The sequence below is a fragment of the Enterobacter sp. RHBSTW-00175 genome (assembly GCF_013927005.1).
Taxonomy (GTDB): domain Bacteria; phylum Pseudomonadota; class Gammaproteobacteria; order Enterobacterales; family Enterobacteriaceae; genus Enterobacter.
On the sequence record NZ_CP055930.1, the window covers coordinates 928,201 to 946,287 of the forward strand.

Consider the following 18,087-nt stretch of genomic DNA (forward strand, 5'->3'; position numbering starts at 1 on the left):
CCGATAAAGACAATAAGCACCAACGCCAGTAGAAATCGCGTCAGTGCGGAAAGGGAGAAAAAGGACGTTGACATCTCAGCACCACATCAAATGTTATAACATAACAATAATGAAAGATAATTAAGATGTAAATGAGAGAGGTAAAAGGGAGTGTGGCGAAATGTTTCTACGGGATGCCCCTCTCCCATTGGAGAGGGTCAGGGTGAGGGCATCAGGCCGCATCGTGCATGCAGCCATGCCGGGTGGCGGCGTTGCCTTACCCGGCCTACCCGTCAGAATGAGTTACTGACTAAACGGAGACGCCGCTGGCGTACGCGCCTGTGACACCGCCAGCCCCAATTGCCACACTGCCATCGCGTAATGGGTACTGTGGTTGTAGCGGGTAATGGTGAAGAAGTTCGGCAGCCCGTACCAGTACTGATAACCCGTACCAATATCCAGACGCAGCAGGCTCGCCTGCTGTGCATTACCCAGCGATTGCGTTGGTGTTAAGCCCGCTGCTGCCAGTTGCGAAATGCTGTAGTTGGTTTTGAAGCCATTTTCCAGGCCCGGAGCCTGACCATTGGCCTGCACGGCAACCTGGTCGCCCGGTACCCAGCCATGCGCTTTGAAGTAGTTCGCCACGCTGCCGATAGCATCCACCGGATCCCACAGGTTGATGTGGCCATCACCGTTAAAGTCAACGGCGTACTGCTTATAGGAAGACGGCATAAACTGGCCATAGCCCATTGCCCCGGCAAACGACCCTTTCAGATCCAGCGGATCGTCCTGTTCGTTACGCGCCATCAGCAGGAAGGTTTCCAGCTCAGAAGAGAAGTATTCAGCACGGCGCGGATAGTTAAAGGAGAGCGTTGCCAGCGCATCCAGGATGCGGGTCTTACCCATCACACGGCCCCAGCGGGTTTCAACGCCAATGATCCCGACGATAATTTCAGGCGGTACGCCGTACACCTGCCACGCGCGGTTCAGGGCATCTTCATACTGGTTCCAGAACACCACGCCATTTTGCACGTTGTCCGGGGTAATAAACTGTTTGCGGTAACGCAACCATGCGCCATTTGGCCCGGTCGGCGCCTGTGCGGTCGGGGCTTGTCTGTCCATCAGACGCAGCACGTAATCCAGACGTTTCGCCTGGGAGAGGATCTCATGCAGCTGTTGTCTGTCAAAACCGTGTTTGCTCACCATATTATCGATGAACTGCTCGGCTGCCGGGTTATTCGCGAAGTCGCCGCCCATCTGCATCGTATTGTGCTGAGGCTCAAGCAAGAATCCCCCTGAAGGCGCACCAGCAGTGGGCTGAGCGGTTTCAGTTTTAGGTTTGCTACTACAGGCAGAAAGCAGGATAAGCGCAGGTAACAACGCTGCATAACGACGCTTGAACATGGGACATCCATTTAACGAGTTCGACAAGAAGCCAGTATGGTAAAACATCCCCGACACCTCAAGGAAGCGGTACTCGCGCCCACTACCAAATCTTTACGCTCCCCAACGCAAATCTGCACTTTTTTCAACCAAAGCACTTTTCTCTCGCCCATAAACTTTCAAAATTAATACATTTTTCTTTCATTGTGAGATCTAATTAACACTTTAAAACCTTTCAAAGTGATTATTATTAGCCGCAGTTATACAAAAACAAGAAGCCCCACAGGAGAGAAGAATGATAGATATCATCACCCACGGCGCCGAGTGGTTCATCGGGCTATTTCAGAAAGGCGGAGAAGTGTTTACCGGCATGGTGACCGGGATCCTGCCGCTGCTGATAAGCCTGCTGGTTATCATGAACGCGCTGATTAACTTTATCGGCCAAAAACGCATTGAACGCTTTGCCCAGCGCTGCGCCGGGAATCCGTTATCCCGTTACCTTGTCCTGCCCTTCATCGGCACTTTCGTGTTCTGCAACCCAATGACCTTAAGCCTCGGCCGCTTTATGCCAGAGAAATACAAGCCGAGTTATTACGCCGCTGCATCTTATAGCTGCCACTCGATGAATGGCCTGTTCCCGCACATCAACCCCGGCGAATTGTTTGTTTACCTCGGTATTGCCAGCGGCCTGACGACGCTTGGCCTGCCGCTCGGCCCGCTGGCGGTGAGCTATTTGCTGGTCGGCCTGGTCACTAACTTCTTCCGTGGCTGGGTGACCGACCTCACCACGGCGATTTTCGAGAAAAAAATGGGCATTCAGCTTGAACAAAACGTCCAGCTTTCAGGAGCCACAGCATGAGCCGAATTCGTATTGAAAAAGGAACGGGCGGCTGGGGTGGCCCGCTGGAACTCGACGCCACACCGGGTAAAAAGATTGTTTACATCACCGCAGGCACACGCCCGGCGATTGTCGACAAGCTGCGCGAATTGACCGGCTGGGAAGCGGTAGACGGCTTCAAAGAAGGCGAGCCGCCAGAGTCCGAAATCGGCGTTGCCGTAATCGACTGCGGCGGCACGTTGCGCTGCGGCATTTATCCAAAACGCCGTATCCCGACCGTGAATATCCATTCAACCGGGAAATCTGGCCCGCTGGCTCAGTACATCATTGAAGACATTTATGTTTCCGGCGTGAAAGAAGACAACATTCGTCTGGCTGATGGTGCTGCTGCCCCACAGAAAACTGAGGCGAAAGCGGCGCCGCGCGATTACGACACCAGCAAGAAAATCACCGAGCAGAGCGACGGACTGCTGGCGAAAGTCGGGATGGGGATGGGCTCGGCGGTGGCGGTGCTGTTCCAGTCCGGGCGCGACACCATCGACACCGTGTTGAAAACCATTCTGCCGTTTATGGCATTCGTTTCGGCGCTTATCGGCATCATCATGGCGTCGGGCCTGGGCGACTGGATTGCCCACGGTCTTGCCCCGCTTGCCAGCCATCCGCTTGGGCTGGTGACGCTGGCGCTGATCTGCTCCTTCCCACTGCTGTCGCCGTTCCTCGGCCCGGGCGCGGTGATTGCGCAGGTGATCGGCGTGCTGATTGGCGTGCAAATTGGTCTGGGCAATATTCCCCCGCACCTTGCCCTGCCCGCTCTGTTTGCCATTAACGCCCAGGCGGCGTGCGACTTTATCCCGGTTGGGCTTTCGCTTGCCGAAGCGCGTCAGGACACCGTACGCGTTGGCGTGCCATCGGTTCTGGTGAGCCGCTTCCTGACGGGTGCGCCAACGGTGCTGATTGCCTGGTTTGTCTCTGGATTTATTTATCAATAAGAGGTTCCTGTGATGACCGTGATTTACCAAACCACCATTACCCGCATCGGCCAGAGCGCGGCCGATGCGCTCAGCGACCAGATGCTGATTACCTTTCGCGAAGGCGCGCCAGCGGATATCGAAGAGTTCTGTTTTATTCATTGCCATGGCGAGCTAAACGGTGAACTCAAGCCCGGCAGCCAGCTGGAGCTGGGTGAAATGCGTTATGCCGTGACCGCCGTGGGCGATGTGGCTGAACAAAATCTGCGTGAACTGGGGCATATCACCCTGCGGTTTGACGGCCAGCCGCAGGCGGAATATCCCGGCACCGTTCATGTGGATGGCCCTGTTCCGCAGGCTGTTACCCCGGGCTGCACATTAAAGTTTGTTGCGTAATTTAAGGAGAGAAATATGAGTCAGGTTGCCGTTGTCATTGGTGGGGGACAAACCTTAGGAGAGTTCCTCTGCCGTGGGCTTGCCGCAGAAGGTTACCGCGTGGCGGTTGTCGATATTCAGAGTGAAAAAGCCGCCCGCGTGGCGGACACCATCAATACCGAATTTGGTGAAGGGATGGCGTACGGGTTTGGCGCCGATGCCACCAGCGAGCATAGCGTAATGGCGCTTGCCCGCGGAGTGGACGAAATTTTTGGCCGTACCGACCTGCTGGTTTACAGCGCCGGGATTGCGAAAGCGGCGTTTATCAGCGACTTTGCGCTGGGGGATTTTGACCGCTCCTTGCAGGTGAATCTGGTGGGCTATTTCCTCTGCGCTCGCGAGTTTTCGCGTCTGATGATCCGCGACGGTGTTCAGGGACGCATCATCCAGATCAACTCGAAATCCGGCAAAGTGGGCAGTAAACACAACTCGGGTTACAGTGCGGCCAAATTTGGGGGCGTAGGGCTGACGCAATCCCTGGCGCTGGATCTCGCCGAGTACGGGATCACCGTGCACTCGTTGATGCTGGGCAACCTGCTGAAATCACCGATGTTCCAGTCCCTGCTGCCACAATACGCCACCAAGCTTGGGATTAACGCCGATGAAGTAGAACAGTATTACATCGACAAAGTACCGCTGAAGCGCGGCTGCGACTATCAGGACGTGCTAAATATGCTGCTGTTTTACGCCAGCCCGAAAGCCTCATATTGCACCGGACAGTCGATTAATGTGACCGGTGGGCAGGTGATGTTCTGAGTTCATTCCCCGGTGGCGCTGCGCTTACCGGGGCTACAAAACCCCGTAGGCCGGGTAAGGTGCAACCACCACCCGGCAATTAAGGAGCCAACATGGTTACAGCACTCATCACCGTCGCCGCTATCGCCTGGATCTGCCAGATGGCGTTTGGCGGCTGGCAAATCCATCAGTTCAACCGCGCGTTTGATGCATTGTGTCAGAAAGGCCGCGTGGGCGTCGGGCGCTCTGGCGGGCGCTTCAAACCGCGCGTGGTCGTGGCGGTTGCACTGGATGAACATGACAATGTCTGCGATTCACTCATCATGCGCGGGATGACGGTTTTTGCCCGACCGGCGAAAATCCAGGCAATTAACGGCAAATCGTTGCAGGAATTGCAGCCTGATGTGATCTTTCCCCATGATTCACTCTGTCAGAATGCACTATCATTAGCGCTTAATCTGAAACATAGATAATTTCGTTGTGAACGCTATAAGCTTGCGAAATTATCATTTTGCAACTTAAGGAACAGAGCGCCTATGAAACCACGTCAGCGGCAGGCGGCCATTCTGGAGCATCTGCAAAAGCAGGGGAAATGCTCGGTAGAGGAACTGGCGCACTACTTTGACACCACCGGCACGACGATACGCAAAGACCTGGTGTTGCTCGAAAACTCCGGTGCCGTCATCCGCACCTACGGCGGAGTGATGCTCAATAAAGACGAAGCCGATCCCCCTATCGACCACAAAACGCTGATCAATACCCACCAGAAAGCGCTGATTGCCGAAGCTGCCGTGAAGTTTATCCACGATGGCGACTCCATCATTCTGGATGCCGGCAGCACGGTATTGCAGATGATCCCGATGCTCAGCCGCTTTAACAACATCACCGTGATGACCAACAGCCTGCACATCGTTAACGCCCTGTCGGAGAACGACTGCGAGCAAACCATCCTGATGCCAGGCGGGACGTTCCGTAAAAAATCAGCCTCGTTCCACGGCCAGCTGGCCGAGAATGCCTTCGACCACTTCAGCTTTGATAAACTGTTTATGGGGACGGACGGCATCGACCTGAACGCCGGGGTGACCACGTTTAATGAAGTGTTCAGCGTCAGCAAAGCCATGTGTAACGCCGCGCGGGAAGTCATTTTGATGGCAGACTCGTCGAAGTTTGGCCGTAAAAGCCCCAATATTGTGTGCAGCCTTGAAAGTGTCGATAAGCTGATTACCGATGCGGGCATCGATCCGGCGTTTAAAAAAGCGCTGGAAGAGAAAGGAATCGACGTTATCGTAACCGGAGACAAAGATGAGTGATTTTCTGTTAAACGCAGGCCGCCAGACCCTGATGCTCGAATTGCAGGAAGCGAGCCGCCTGCCGGATCGCCTGGGCGATGATTTTGTCCGTGCGGCGAACACCATCATTCAGTGTGAAGGCAAAGTGATCGTCTCAGGTATGGGCAAATCCGGCCATATCGGTAAGAAGATTGCCGCCACGCTTGCGAGTACCGGAACGCCTGCGTTCTTTGTTCATCCGGCAGAAGCGCTGCATGGCGATCTGGGGATGATTGAAAGCCGCGACGTGATGCTGTTTATCTCCTACTCCGGCTCGGCAAAAGAGCTGGATCTCATCATTCCGCGCTTGCAGGAAAAAGCCGTTGCCCTGCTGGCGATGACCGGAAAATCCCGCTCGCCGCTGGCGCTGGCGGCAAAAGCGGTGCTGGATGTTTCCGTAGAGCGTGAAGCCTGCCCGATGCACCTGGCCCCCACCTCCAGCACCGTAAACACCCTGATGCTGGGTGACGCGCTGGCGATGGCGGTTATGCAGGCGCGCGGCTTTAATGAAGAAGATTTTGCCCGTTCTCACCCTGCAGGCGCGCTGGGCGCACGGCTACTCAATAAAGTGCACCACCTGATGCGCACCGACGATGCCATTCCACAGGTAACACTGGATACCAGCGTGATGGATGCGATGCTGGAGCTGAGCCGTACCGGGCTTGGGCTGGTTGCCGTCTGCGATAACAACGGTTTTGTGAAAGGCGTCTTTACCGACGGCGACCTGCGTCGCTGGCTGGTCGGCGGAGGCAAGCTGGAATCTCAGGTTTCAGAAGCAATGACCCAGGGCGGGCTGACGCTGAATGCAGAAAGCCGCGCCATCGAAGCCAAAGAGGTGCTGATGAAGCGCAAAATAACTGCCGCCCCGGTGGTCGATGAGAGCGGCAAGCTTTGCGGTGCAATCAACCTGCAAGATTTCTATCAGGCCGGGATCATCTAACCTTTCAGACCCAGACGTTTCGCCAGCCGGTGCAGGTTGGCGACGTCCGTTTCCAGCGCCCGCGCGCACGCCGACCAGCTGCGGTTATTTTGCTCAAGCACGCGGGTGATCATCTGCCGTTGAAACTCTTCTGTTGCTTCGCGCAGGTTCTCGTTGCTGATTTCCGGGATGTCCTGAGTCACAACATGCGCGGTTTCATCATGCAGCGCAAAATGACGCGCGTGGATCAGCACTTCATCACCTGAACGTGCGGCCCGTGCCAGCACGACGGCACGGTGGATGGCATGTTCCAGTTCACGCACGTTGCCCGGCCAGCCGTAACTTAACAGATGTGTTCTCGCCCCGGGGCTTAACACCACGCGGGAAAGCCCCATCCGCAGACGACACTGTTCGCAGAAGTAACCCGCCAGCAGAACCACATCTTCACCGCGCTCACGCAGCGCAGGGACGGAAAGCGGGAAGACGCTCAGGCGGTGGAACAGGTCAGCACGGAAATTCCCGGCCAGCACCTCTTCACGCAGGTCGCGGTTGGTCGCCGCCAGCACGCGTACATCCACTCTTAAGCTGCGATCGTCCCCCACGCGCTGAATATCACCGTACTGCAACACGCGCAGCAGTTTGGCCTGTAACGACAAAGACAGCTCGCCAATCTCGTCGAGGAATAACGTGCCGTTATCCGCCATTTCAAACTTACCGCTGCGGTTGCTGATGGCCCCGGTAAACGCCCCTTTAACGTGACCAAACAACTCACTTTCTGCCACGCTTTCCGGCAACGCAGCACAGTTGAGGTACACCAGCGGGTTGACCACACGTGGAGAAGCTTCGTGAATCGACTTTGCCACCAGCTCTTTACCGGTGCCGGTTTCACCGAAAATCAGCACGTTCAAATCAGAAGCCGCCACAATGTCGATCTCTTTTTTGAGCTGCACCATGCCCGGCGAAAGGCCAATCATCTCGGTGTGGGTGACCTGTTCAAATGCCGCCGGGCTACCCGGCAGAATGTTCTGGCTCTCCAGCTGTTCAATCAGCAGTGCGTTGTTAAGCGCACCGGAAGCCAGGGCCGCAATCAGCCGCAGCTCTTCGTCACTGAAGGTATCGAACTGATCCGGTGACATACCATCAAGCGTCAGGGCGCCAATCAGGTTCTGCCCGGCAAACAGCGGCAGGCCAATACAGGCGTGTACTTTGAGGCTCTCCTGCCCCGGGATCAGCCCATCATAGGGATCAGGCAAGTCGCTGTCGGCAGGGAAACGCACCACATCACCCGCACGGGCGATAGTTTCCAGCCGTGGATGGCCTTCCAGCGTAAAGCGCCGCCCCAGCACATCCTGCGCCAGGCCGTCGATGGCCAGCGGAATAAACTGCCGACCTTCGTAACGCAGCAGCGCCGAGGCATCACACTCCAGCACGTCGCGGAGCGTGGAGATCAGCCGTTGAAATCGGTCCTGATGGCCAATACCGGTTTGCAGTTCAATGGCGATCTTCGCCAGTACGTTTACAGAAAAGCTCATCTCAACCTCGCTGTCATTTTGACAATGCATATTGTCATATTGACAGTTTTTAAGATAGTCATAATGACTACCCATTACGAGTAATAAACAATTAAATACATTTAAATCAATCAGATAAAAAGTTGGCACGCAACTTGATATAGCTAAAACATCTTATTTGAAAACGCCGTATTAATTGAGGTTGCTATGTCTATTCTGGTTAAAAATAACATTCATTGGGTTGGCCAACGTGACTGGGAAGTGCGTGATTTCCACGGAACTGAATACAAAACGCTGCGCGGCAGCAGCTACAACAGCTACCTCATCCGTGAAGGTAAAAATGTTCTGATCGATACCGTCGATCACAAATTCAGCCGCGAGTTCGTGCAGAACCTGCGTAGCGAAATCGATCTGAACGCTATCGACTACATCATTATCAACCATGCAGAAGAAGACCACGCCGGCGCGCTGACCGAGCTGATGTCTTATATCCCAAATACCCCAATTTACTGCACCACCAATGCTATCGACTCAATCAACGGTCACCACCACCACCCGGAGTGGAACTTCCACACCGTGAAAACCGGTGACTCACTGGATATCGGCAACGGCAAACAGCTGATCTTCGTTGAAACGCCAATGCTGCACTGGCCTGACAGCATGATGACTTACATGACCGGCGACGCGGTGCTGTTCAGTAACGATGCATTCGGCCAGCACTACTGCGACGAACGTCTGTTCAACGACGAAGTGGATCAGGCCGAGCTGTTTGAGCAGTGCCAGCGCTACTATGCCAATATCCTGACGCCATTCAGCCGTCTGGTGACGCCGAAAATCACCGAGATCCTCGGCTTCAATCTGCCGGTTGATATGATTGCGACCTCTCACGGCGTCGTGTGGCGTGAAAACCCAACCCAGATCGTTGAGATGTATCTGAAATGGGCAGCGGATTATCAGGAAGACCGCATCACGATTTTCTACGACACCATGTCCAACAACACCCGCATGATGGCGGATGCGATTGCCCAGGGCATCAACGAAGTTGACCCGAACGTGGCGGTGAAAATCTTTAACGTGGCGCGCAGCGATAAAAACGACATTCTGACCAACGTGTTCCGTTCCAAAGGTGTGCTGGTGGGGACGTCCACCATGAACAACGTGATGATGCCGAAAATCGCTGGTCTGGTGGAAGAGATGACAGGTCTGCGTTTCCGTAACAAACGCGCCAGCGCTTTTGGTTCACACGGCTGGAGCGGCGGCGCGGTTGACCGTCTGTCTACCCGCTTGCAGGACGCCGGTTTTGAGATGTCTATGAGTCTGAAAGCCAAATGGCGACCGGATATCGATGCCCTGGAAATCTGCCGCCAGCATGGTCGCGAGATTGCACGTCAGTGGGCGCTTGCTCCACTGCCAGAATCCACGGTGAAAACCCCTGAACAGCAGGAAGCCTGCGCCTGTGCGGCTGCCGCGGCGGCAAATCTCGGCCCGCGTATGCAGTGCAGCGTGTGCCAGTGGATTTACGACCCGGAACTGGGCGAACCGTTGCAGGACGTAGCACCAGGCACACCGTGGAGCAATGTCCCGGACAACTTCCTGTGCCCTGAATGTTCATTGGGTAAAGACGTCTTTGACGAACTGGGTACGGAGGCAAAATGAACAACGGGATCGTGATCATCGGCTCGGGCTTTGCCGCCCGCCAGCTGGTGAAAAATATCCGCAAACAGGACGCGAACGTGCCGCTGACGCTTATTGCCGCCGACAGCATGGACGAGTACAACAAGCCAGATTTAAGCCATGTCATTAGCCAGAATCAGCGCGCAGAAGATCTCACCCGCCAGACGGCGGGAGAGTTCGCAGAACAATTTAACCTGCGTCTGTTTCCCTATACCTGGGTTACGGATATCGATGCCGCCGCGCATGTCGTGAAGAGCCAGGATAAAACCTGGCAGTACGACAAGCTGGTGCTGGCAACAGGTGCGGCCGCTTTTGTCCCACCGGTTGAAGGTCGCGAGCTGATGGTGACACTGAACAGCCAGCAGGAATATCAGGCCAGCGAAACCAGGCTGCGGGACGCACAGCGGGTAATGATTGTCGGCGGCGGTCTGATTGGCACCGAGCTGGCGATGGATTTTTGCCGCGCGGGAAAAGCAGTCACCCTGGTTGACCATGCCGCGAGTATTCTTTCCGCACTGATGCCAGCAGAAGTAAGCAGTCGCTTACAACACCGGCTGACCGATATGGGCGTACATCTGCTGCTGAAATCTCAGCTGCAAGGTCTGAGCAAAACCGAAACCGGCATTCGCGCCACGCTTGATCGCCAGCGCAGCGTAGAGGTTGACGTGGTGATTGCCGCAACCGGCCTGCGCCCGGAAACAGCGCTTGCCCACCGTGCGGGCGCAGAAACGAATCGCGGTGTGAAGGTCGACAGTTACCTGCAAACCACGCAGCCGGATATTTATGCCCTGGGTGATTGTGCGGAAATTAACGGACAGGTATTGCCCTTTCTGCAACCTATTCAGCTCAGTGCCATGTATCTGGCAAAAAACCTGCTCGGGACAAGCGCGCCGCTGAAATTACCCGCCATGCTGGTGAAGGTGAAAACGCCGGAGTTACCGCTGCATCTTGCAGGCGAAACGCAGCGACAGGATTTGAACTGGCAGTTAGCCATTGAGCCGCAGGGCATGGTGGCCCGCGGCGCTGATAATGACGGTCAGCTACGCGCCTTTGTGGTTAGTGAAGATCGGATGAAGGAGGCTTTCACACTGTTGAAATCGCTGCCCGCTTAGTTTTCAGTCTGTTACCACGCTTACTTAACCTTAGGATTTTATTATCCGCCGCCCCGATGTCCCGGGGCTTTTTTTTGCGCATCCTGTTGGCCATATAAATACAAAAAAGATAAATCATCGCTATCAATCCCTAATTTATTATTTCCATTAATTTATAAATGCGGAACAGCTGAAAAACATCACCCTGTTTTATTATTTTCATCCGGCTTACGCTGAAAAGGTATTAATCAGCCGGAGACAAATCGTGGCAACCTTTAATAAAGAACTCAATTATCTTTCTCGTTATTTCCAGCAGACGAAAAATGCGGAATACATTTTATTCCGCTGGCTTTATCTGAGTCCGGAAGCCCGTATTGCCCGCTTGCGTGAGCTGATGATGCCGGTCAGTAAACATGAGCGGTAATTGCCGGGTGGCGCTGCGCTTACCCAGCCTACATACCCCGTAGGCCCGTGCAAGCGTAGCGCCGCCGGGCAAAAAAAACCGGAACACTTTACTTAACCAGACCTTATTTATTCCGCAAAACACCCTACACTCTCAGCATCCCTTTTTGTCAGCGGAATGCCCCATGCGCCAGCTTCAGAAAATCCGTCAGTATCAACGGCTTTATCAGCATTACGGAGCAGACCCGAAGCCAACAACCATCGCCGAGGTTGCCGAAACAGCCCTGTGCAGCGAGCGCCATGCGCGCACCCTGTTGCGCCAGCTCGCCCAGAGCGGATGGTTAAGCTGGAGCGCACAGCCTGGGCGCGGGCACCGCGCCATCCTGCACTGCCTGGCAACCACCAGCGAGCTCAGCGCGCCGCTGATGCATGCCTGCCTGGAAAAGGGAGACTATCAAAGCGCATTGCAACTTGCAGACGGTGACCCTGCCAGCCTGCATCACATCATCACCCCTTTTCTGGGGGGAAAATGGCTTAAGCACCAGCCGACCCTGCGTATTCCCTGGTATCGCCCGCTCACCTCGCTTTACCCGGCGTTGCAGCGCCGCCGCGCCGAACAGCACATTATCTGCGCGGTACATGCAGGACTGACGCGCTACACACCCGGCCAGCCATACCCTGCGCCAGATCTGGCGCACCACTGGGAAACCCGTGATAACAACCTCTGCTGGCGGTTTTACCTGCGCAGTGGCGCACACTGGCATAACGGCCAGGCCATCAGTGACGAAGATATCTTTGCAGGAGTACAACAGCTGCTGGCCGATCCGGCGCGCAACTCGGGGCTTAAGCATGTTCATCAGGTTTCGCTTGCTGCCCCCTGGTGTCTTGATATTACCCTGCACGCACCGGATGCCATGCTGGCGCATCGTCTGGCGCACCACGTCTGCCGCCTGCCTCATCCACAACAGCCGGATATCGGCGCCGGGCCGTTTGCCATCGCCCGTCATCACTCCCACTTTTTACGACTGGAGCGTCAGCCCTGGTACTTTGCCGCCCACCCGCTTTTGCACGCGATAGAGTTCTGGCGAACCCGCGCCGGGGCGCAAAAACCGGCCTGGATAACCGTCGGAAAAGGGAAAAGCGCTCAGGAAGCCGTCACCTCCACCAGCGGCGGATTCGCGTGGTTAATGGTTAACATCGCACTGGCGCAGCCGCTTGCCGCCTGGCTGCGCCAGGAAATCGTCCTTTTGAGCCAGCGCAACTTCGCACAGCGTGACGATCTGCAAACCCGTACCGAACTCCTTCCCGGCCTGCAAACACCGCCGCTCCCGACAGCACCAGACGTCCCGTTACCGCCCGCCTTAACCCTGGTCTGCTACCACACACCGGAGCTGCTCGAGCTGGCCGATACGCTTCATGCCGCCCTGAAAAAACGCCAATGCGAGCTGACTATCGTCTGGAAAGACCGCGATGAGTGGCACGCTCCCGGTGCGCTAGAGCAGGCCGACCTGGTGCTGGGGGATTATCTGGCGGGCGAGTTGCCAGGCTTTTCCCTGGCTGAATGGTTTACCGACGAGCCCGCGTGGGCCACCGCACTTGGCGACGCCCGCTGGCAGGAAGAGAAACAGCAGTTGATGGGGTTTTGCGAAAGCGAAGAGCGCCTGAACTCGCAGCTCATCCCCTTTTTCCGGCGGCTGCTGGAGAGCGGTGCCTGTACGCCGCTGTTCCACTATCGCTATCGCATTAACACCATGGAAAACGTGCAGGATATTGTCCTGACCGCAGGCGGCTGGCTGGATTTCACGCGAGCCTGGCTGCCCCCGGCAATGCCTCAGGAGCGTACGACCAGCGCATCGTAACCACGCCAGCGGTAGTTGATCATCGAGACGAGCCAGCAGACGACAAACAGCCCAACCACCACAAACCCGGCATTACCGAGATTGTCATTAACCGCACCAATGGCATCCCAGATACCACCGCTCAGGGCAAATTTATCCATCAGTAAACCGAGCGCTTCCAGCCCGCCAATAAACAGGGCAACCACAACGGAAGTGCCGGTGATGGTCATGTTGTAATAGATCTTACGCTGCGGTTTGTTGAACGCCCAGCCGTAGGCTCCCACCATCAGCAGGTTATCCAGGGTATCGACAAGCGCCATCCCGCTGGCGAACAGCGCCGGGAAGATCATGATCGACCAGACCGACATACCGTTAGAGGCGCTGGCGGCGGAGATCCCCAGCACACCGATTTCGGTTGCGGTATCAAACCCGAGCCCAAACAGGAAACCGACCAGATACATCTGCCAGCTTTTGTTCACCAGGCGGAATGTAGTGCCAAACAGCCAGTTCATCACCCCACCCGCAGCCGGAAGCGTGACATCGCCATTCATTGCCTGACCGTTTTTTAGCGCCTGAAAATTGCGCCAGACACCGTGCAAAATCACCATATTGACTAGCGCCATCGCCAGCAGAAACGTCGCGGATACCGCTGTACCGATCAGGCTGCCCGTCTCATGAAACCAGGCCATGTTCTTCTGAAACGCCGTGGCGGTGGCAGCAATCGCCACCGAGGCCAGCACCACGATAGTTGAGTGGCCCAGCGAAAACCACGCCCCCACGCCAGAGGGCCGCTGGCCCTGCTGCATCATCTTACGCGTCACGGTATCAATTGCCGCGATGTGGTCGGCATCCACTGCGTGACGCAACCCGTAACACCAGGCCAGCAGGCTTGCCGCCATCAGCGCCGTACTGCCGCTGAAGGTTCGCCACGCCCAGCCCCAGGCGAGCAGATTGGCCATGACCAGAGCCAGCAGCAAAAACGCTGCACGCGGTTCGTTGCGTAAGAGTCGTAACATTTTAAGTCCTTTGTGAACATGACCGGGCCGCAGCAACCACTGCCTGCCCGAAGGAGATAGCCCCGTCACCTGCGGGCAGGCGACACGGCAAAAGAAGAGTAAAGTCAGAAAGATAATGGCGCAGGCGCGCGCGCAGCAGGCGGTTATGTAACACCCCGCCGCTACAGCACACCGTAGAGAGGGACGCGCGCCGGGCGTGGAAAGCGGCGAGTTCTGCCAGCCCGCTTGCCAGCGCATCATGAAATGCCCACGCGCGTTTGCTCGGCTCCGCCTGCCAGTCCAGCCACTGTTGCCAGAATACGCTCAGCGCCAGGTTGCCGTTTATCACCGGCAGCGTGACCGGATGTGCAACGCCACTGCAGCAGGCAGCCAGCGCTTCCAGCCGACATGCTGCCTCACCTTCATAGCCCTGCTTATCCGGCGTGATATCCAGCGCGCAGGCAACTGCGTCGAACAACCGCCCGCATGACGATGCCAGCGGTGTACTGATGCCGCGTGAAATCGCCGTTGCCAGCAATGGCCAGTTTTGCGCCTGTACCGCGTGAGTTTCCCTGCGCTGCTGCCAGCCAGGCACAAATGCCAGGCAGTGTGCGAGTAAATTACGCCACGGCTGAACGGCCGCCAGATCGCCGCCCGGTAATGCCACCGCAGGTAGCCCTCCGAGATGCTCACAGTCACGGTAGTTCACCCGCAAACATTCCCCGCCCCACAGCGCGCCGTTATCGCCCATGCCGATACCGTCCAGCGTCAGGGCAATAACATCACCGCCGTCGAGCGGCCAGCCGTTTTCCGCCAGGCAAGCCGCCGCGTGGGCATGATGATGCAATACCGTTTCGGTGCTCAGTGCCTGCTCATCAGCCCAGTGCCGGGCGCGGTATCCCGGATGCGCGTCACACACCACGCGCACAGGCTGAAACGCATACATCTGCTGCATCACCGCCAGCGCGGTACGCCACTGGTGCTCCACGCCGTCATCACTGAGATCGCCAAAGTGCTGGCTCATTACGGCCTGACTGCCGCGCACAAGACAGAAGGTGTTTTTCATCTCGGCCCCCAGACACAACATGGCGGGAATATTGTGAAATCCGGCAGGCAACGTGATGGCATCCGGTACAAAACCCCGGGCGCGACGCAGCATAGTGCCATCCGCATCCACCACGGAATCATCCATCCGTTGCAGGATGTCACGGTTATGCAGCAGAAAACCGTCGGCAATATCCCTGAGGTCGTCCAGCGCTTGCGCATTGGTGGTGGCCGGAGGTTTGCCGCTGAGATTTCCGGAGGTCATCACCAGCAGGCGCTGCACATCCGCCATCAGCAGATGCTGGAGCGGGTTAGCCGGCAGCATGATGCCCGCACAGTCCAGGCCTGGTGCTACCGCCTCAGACAGTTCAGGTAGCCAGGCTTTTGGCGTGAGCACAATGGGTGCTGCGGGTGAACTCAGCAGTTTACTGACAGACTCCGGCAGGCCATCAGCATGGGGGATCATCACCGCCAGGGGTTTTGTCGGGCGCTGTTTTCGCTCCCGCAGCCGCGCCACTGCACGCGGATTTTGCGCGTCACAGGCCAGGTGGAAACCACCCAGGCCTTTGATGGCCACAATCCCGCCCTCTCTCAGCATCGCAACGGCCGCTGCCAGCGCCTGTTCGCGCGTGGCGTGCATGTTTTCGCCGCACCATTCAAGCTGTGGCCCGCAGTCCGGGCAGGCGACAGGCTGAGCGTGAAAGCGCCGGTCAGCGGGGTTGCGATACTCTGTTTCGCACGGCGTACAGAGCGGGAATCCGGCCATCGCCGTGGCCGGACGGTCGTAAGGCATGGCGCGGATAATGGTAAAACGCGGGCCACAGTGGGTGCAGTTAATAAACGGGTAGCGGTAACGGCGTTCGCGCGGATCGCGCATTTCTGCCAGACACGCCGGGCAGGTGGCGGCATCCGGCACAATCTGCGTATCCATCGCCCCACTCGCGCTGTGGCGGATGGTGAAGCCGTCAGGCGGGTCTGGCCACTCGAACGGCTGGGTCTGGATCGCATCGATACGGGCCAGCGGTGGGCAGTCCTGGCGCAACCTCGCGGTAAAGGCCCCCCCATTACCCGCGAGGCGCACCAGTACTCCCTCCCCGTCATTGCAGACATCACCGGTCAACTGAAGCGCCTGCGCCAGCTGCCAGACGAAGGGACGAAACCCGACGCCCTGCACTTTTCCGCGCACCCGCACCTGTATGCCGTTACAGCTCATGGCGGATCAGAACAGCATGGACGACGAGGTATCGAACGCCGCACGACGACGTTTTTCAGCGCTCATCTGTTCGAGCTTGTTACGATCGACACACACCAGCGCGTGCGTTGGGCAGGCTTCCATACAGGCCGGGCCCGTTTCACGGTGATGGCACAAATCGCATTTGTTGGCTTCGGCTTTGTCTGCCCGCACGCTCAGCCCCATGCCACTGTTGCGCACAACCGGGCGAACCACCACTTCCATCGCGCCATAAGGGCACGCCACCACACAGGTTTTGCAGCCAATGCAGCGCTCCTGCATCACATGGACAAACCCTTTTTCACGTTTGATAGCCCCGTTAGGGCAGACATTGGCGCACGGCGCGTCTTCACACTGGCGGCAAATGGCGGCAGTAGAAATATTCACGCCCTTGATAACGTGAATACGCGGCAGGAAAGATTCAGGGGTGAGTGATGCACAATCCTGATCCGCCTGATGCGATACCACGCACGCCACTTCACAGGTACGGCAACCAATGCATTTACTGGCATCGGCCATAATAAAACGGTTCATCTGCTTCTCCAGCATAACAGTCATGCGCGGAGACATTCATAAACCGTGCCAGTTTTTAACTTGCTGATTTATATTGATTTAGAAATTACACGGAGACTGTCATCGTCACTTCTGACGATGACAGATGTCGATGTCAACGATGCGGGCCGTCGATAACCGAGTCGCGTAACACCAGTTCCCCGGAGAAGGTTTGCTGCCAGGTGAACTCACCGCCATCCAGCATAAAGATCAGGCGACTGATGGTTTCTTTGATCATCTCTGTGACCGGCACACGTACGCTGGAAAGAGACGGCACCATGTAAGGCGCAATGGCCACATCATCAAACCCAATCACCGACACCTTCTCAGGCGTGGCGATGCCGCTGTCGTGCAGCTGCTTCATGGCGCCGATGGCCATATCGTCATTACTTGCCACCAGCGCCGAAAATGTTTCGCCCCGGGACAGCAGCTCCGCCACTGCCGCCGCGCCGCTGGCGGGGTTCCACTTCCCCTGCGCAATCAGCGCCTCGCGTAGCGGAATACCGTGCTGCGCCAGCGCGTCCCTGTAGCCGGAGAGACGCTCAACCCCGGTCGGCGAATCCAGCGAGCCGGTAATAAACGCGATTTCCCGGTGACCTTTCGCAATCAGCCGCGCCACCGCGTCCTGGCTGGAGGCCTTATGATCGGACCAGACGCTGTGGCTGCTGTTTTTCCGCAGGCGGCGGTTGAGCACCATAATGGGCTGCTCGCACTTCTCGACGATCTCATCCATCTCTTCCACGCTCAGGAAACGCGGATAAATAATGACCGCATCGCAGCGCATATCCAGCAGATACTGAATCGCCTCACGCTCTTCATCCGCGCTGTGCTTACCGTCCGCCAGGATCAGCTGCCGCCCCTTCTCTTCGGTCATCCGGGCGGCATGGAACAGTAACTCGCTGAAGTAAACGCCGTGATACAGGGTGTTGGTCACCACCAGCCCCAGGGTTTGCGTGCGTTTGGTTGCCAGATTGCGCGCCAGCAAATTGGGGCGATACCCACTCTCTTCAATCGCCTGGAACACCCGGTCTTTGGTCTCCTGGCTCACGTAGCCATTTCCCGACAACACCCGGGAAACCGTCGCTTTCGAGACACCTGCGCGCTTCGCCACTTCCAGCATCGTGGTCATGTTTTTATTCCGTCTGAAACTGATGGGGCGCAGTG

General features: G+C 56.8%; 17 protein-coding genes. 11 read left to right on the forward strand and 6 right to left on the reverse strand.

Features of this window, described 5'->3' with window-relative positions:
* Nucleotides 1-282: 282 nt before the first annotated feature.
* Nucleotides 283-1,383, reverse strand: coding sequence for a lytic murein transglycosylase B (gene mltB, locus HV107_RS04365; RefSeq protein ID WP_182062197.1), 1,101 nt, complete (start codon nucleotides 1,381-1,383; stop codon nucleotides 283-285).
* Between the two features lie 274 nt (nucleotides 1,384-1,657).
* Between mltB and srlA the strand changes: the two genes are divergently transcribed.
* The 7 genes from srlA (at nucleotide 1,658) to gutQ (ending at nucleotide 6,606) form a co-directional block, all read left to right on the forward strand.
* Nucleotides 1,658-2,221 (forward strand): PTS glucitol/sorbitol transporter subunit IIC, encoded by a 564-nt coding sequence (srlA, locus tag HV107_RS04370; RefSeq protein WP_182062198.1) that lies wholly within the window; start codon nucleotides 1,658-1,660, stop codon nucleotides 2,219-2,221.
* Nucleotides 2,218-3,189, forward strand: coding sequence for a PTS glucitol/sorbitol transporter subunit IIB (locus HV107_RS04375; protein ID WP_182062199.1), 972 nt, complete (start codon nucleotides 2,218-2,220; stop codon nucleotides 3,187-3,189). The genes srlA and HV107_RS04375 overlap by 4 nt, the downstream gene beginning before the upstream one ends.
* 12 nt (nucleotides 3,190-3,201) lie before the next feature.
* A complete protein-coding gene (gene srlB / locus HV107_RS04380; protein ID WP_182062200.1) occupies nucleotides 3,202-3,564 on the forward strand; it encodes a PTS glucitol/sorbitol transporter subunit IIA in 363 nt (120 codons plus the stop codon).
* 15 nt (nucleotides 3,565-3,579) lie between these two features.
* Nucleotides 3,580-4,359, forward strand: coding sequence for a sorbitol-6-phosphate dehydrogenase (gene srlD, locus HV107_RS04385; protein ID WP_182062201.1), 780 nt, complete (start codon nucleotides 3,580-3,582; stop codon nucleotides 4,357-4,359).
* 92 nt (nucleotides 4,360-4,451) lie between these two features.
* The gene (gutM, locus tag HV107_RS04390; protein WP_182062202.1) at nucleotides 4,452-4,811 is read left to right on the forward strand and encodes a transcriptional regulator GutM; all 360 of its coding nucleotides are present in this window, start codon (nucleotides 4,452-4,454) and stop codon (nucleotides 4,809-4,811) included.
* Nucleotides 4,812-4,874: 63 nt separating this feature from the next.
* Complete coding sequence (locus HV107_RS04395) at nucleotides 4,875-5,648, forward strand: DNA-binding transcriptional repressor (RefSeq protein ID WP_014071501.1); 774 nt, start codon at nucleotides 4,875-4,877, stop codon at nucleotides 5,646-5,648.
* On the forward strand, nucleotides 5,641-6,606 hold the full coding sequence (gene gutQ, locus HV107_RS04400) for an arabinose-5-phosphate isomerase GutQ (RefSeq protein WP_182062203.1): 966 nt from the start codon (nucleotides 5,641-5,643) through the stop codon (nucleotides 6,604-6,606). The genes HV107_RS04395 and gutQ overlap by 8 nt, the downstream gene beginning before the upstream one ends.
* Here the strand turns inward: gutQ and norR are convergent.
* Complete coding sequence (gene norR / locus HV107_RS04405; protein ID WP_182062204.1) at nucleotides 6,603-8,117, reverse strand: nitric oxide reductase transcriptional regulator NorR; 1,515 nt, start codon at nucleotides 8,115-8,117, stop codon at nucleotides 6,603-6,605. The genes gutQ and norR overlap by 4 nt on opposite strands.
* 186 nt (nucleotides 8,118-8,303) lie before the next feature.
* On the opposite strand from norR, the gene norV reads away from it, so the two are divergent.
* The 4 genes from norV to HV107_RS04425 all read left to right on the forward strand — a co-directional run bounded on the left by norV (nucleotide 8,304) and on the right by HV107_RS04425 (nucleotide 13,122).
* Nucleotides 8,304-9,752, forward strand: a complete 1,449-nt coding sequence (gene norV, locus HV107_RS04410) for an anaerobic nitric oxide reductase flavorubredoxin (protein ID WP_182062205.1) — start codon at nucleotides 8,304-8,306, stop codon at nucleotides 9,750-9,752.
* Complete coding sequence (norW, locus tag HV107_RS04415; protein WP_182062206.1) at nucleotides 9,749-10,882, forward strand: NADH:flavorubredoxin reductase NorW; 1,134 nt, start codon at nucleotides 9,749-9,751, stop codon at nucleotides 10,880-10,882. Before norV ends, norW begins: the two co-directional genes overlap by 4 nt.
* 244 nt (nucleotides 10,883-11,126) lie before the next feature.
* Nucleotides 11,127-11,285, forward strand: a complete 159-nt coding sequence (locus tag HV107_RS04420) for a hypothetical protein (RefSeq protein ID WP_182062207.1) — start codon at nucleotides 11,127-11,129, stop codon at nucleotides 11,283-11,285.
* A gap of 163 nt (nucleotides 11,286-11,448) precedes the next feature.
* Nucleotides 11,449-13,122 carry an SgrR family transcriptional regulator gene (locus HV107_RS04425; RefSeq protein ID WP_182062208.1) on the forward strand — a complete coding sequence of 558 codons (1,674 nt, stop codon included), beginning with the start codon at nucleotides 11,449-11,451 and terminating at the stop codon, nucleotides 13,120-13,122.
* Here the strand turns inward: HV107_RS04425 and HV107_RS04430 are convergent.
* From HV107_RS04430 to HV107_RS04445, 4 genes are all read right to left on the reverse strand, one after another.
* Nucleotides 13,095-14,117, reverse strand: a complete 1,023-nt coding sequence (locus HV107_RS04430; protein ID WP_182062209.1) for a HoxN/HupN/NixA family nickel/cobalt transporter — start codon at nucleotides 14,115-14,117, stop codon at nucleotides 13,095-13,097. The genes HV107_RS04425 and HV107_RS04430 overlap by 28 nt on opposite strands.
* Before the next feature lies 1 nt (nucleotide 14,118).
* Complete coding sequence (hypF, locus tag HV107_RS04435; protein WP_182062210.1) at nucleotides 14,119-16,353, reverse strand: carbamoyltransferase HypF; 2,235 nt, start codon at nucleotides 16,351-16,353, stop codon at nucleotides 14,119-14,121.
* A 6-nt stretch (nucleotides 16,354-16,359) separates the two neighbouring features.
* Nucleotides 16,360-16,905 (reverse strand): electron transport protein HydN, encoded by a 546-nt coding sequence (gene hydN, locus HV107_RS04440; protein WP_014071512.1) that lies wholly within the window; start codon nucleotides 16,903-16,905, stop codon nucleotides 16,360-16,362.
* Nucleotides 16,906-17,038: 133 nt separating this feature from the next.
* Nucleotides 17,039-18,076, reverse strand: coding sequence for a LacI family DNA-binding transcriptional regulator (locus HV107_RS04445; protein ID WP_409050282.1), 1,038 nt, complete (start codon nucleotides 18,074-18,076; stop codon nucleotides 17,039-17,041).
* Nucleotides 18,077-18,087 lie beyond the last annotated feature (11 nt).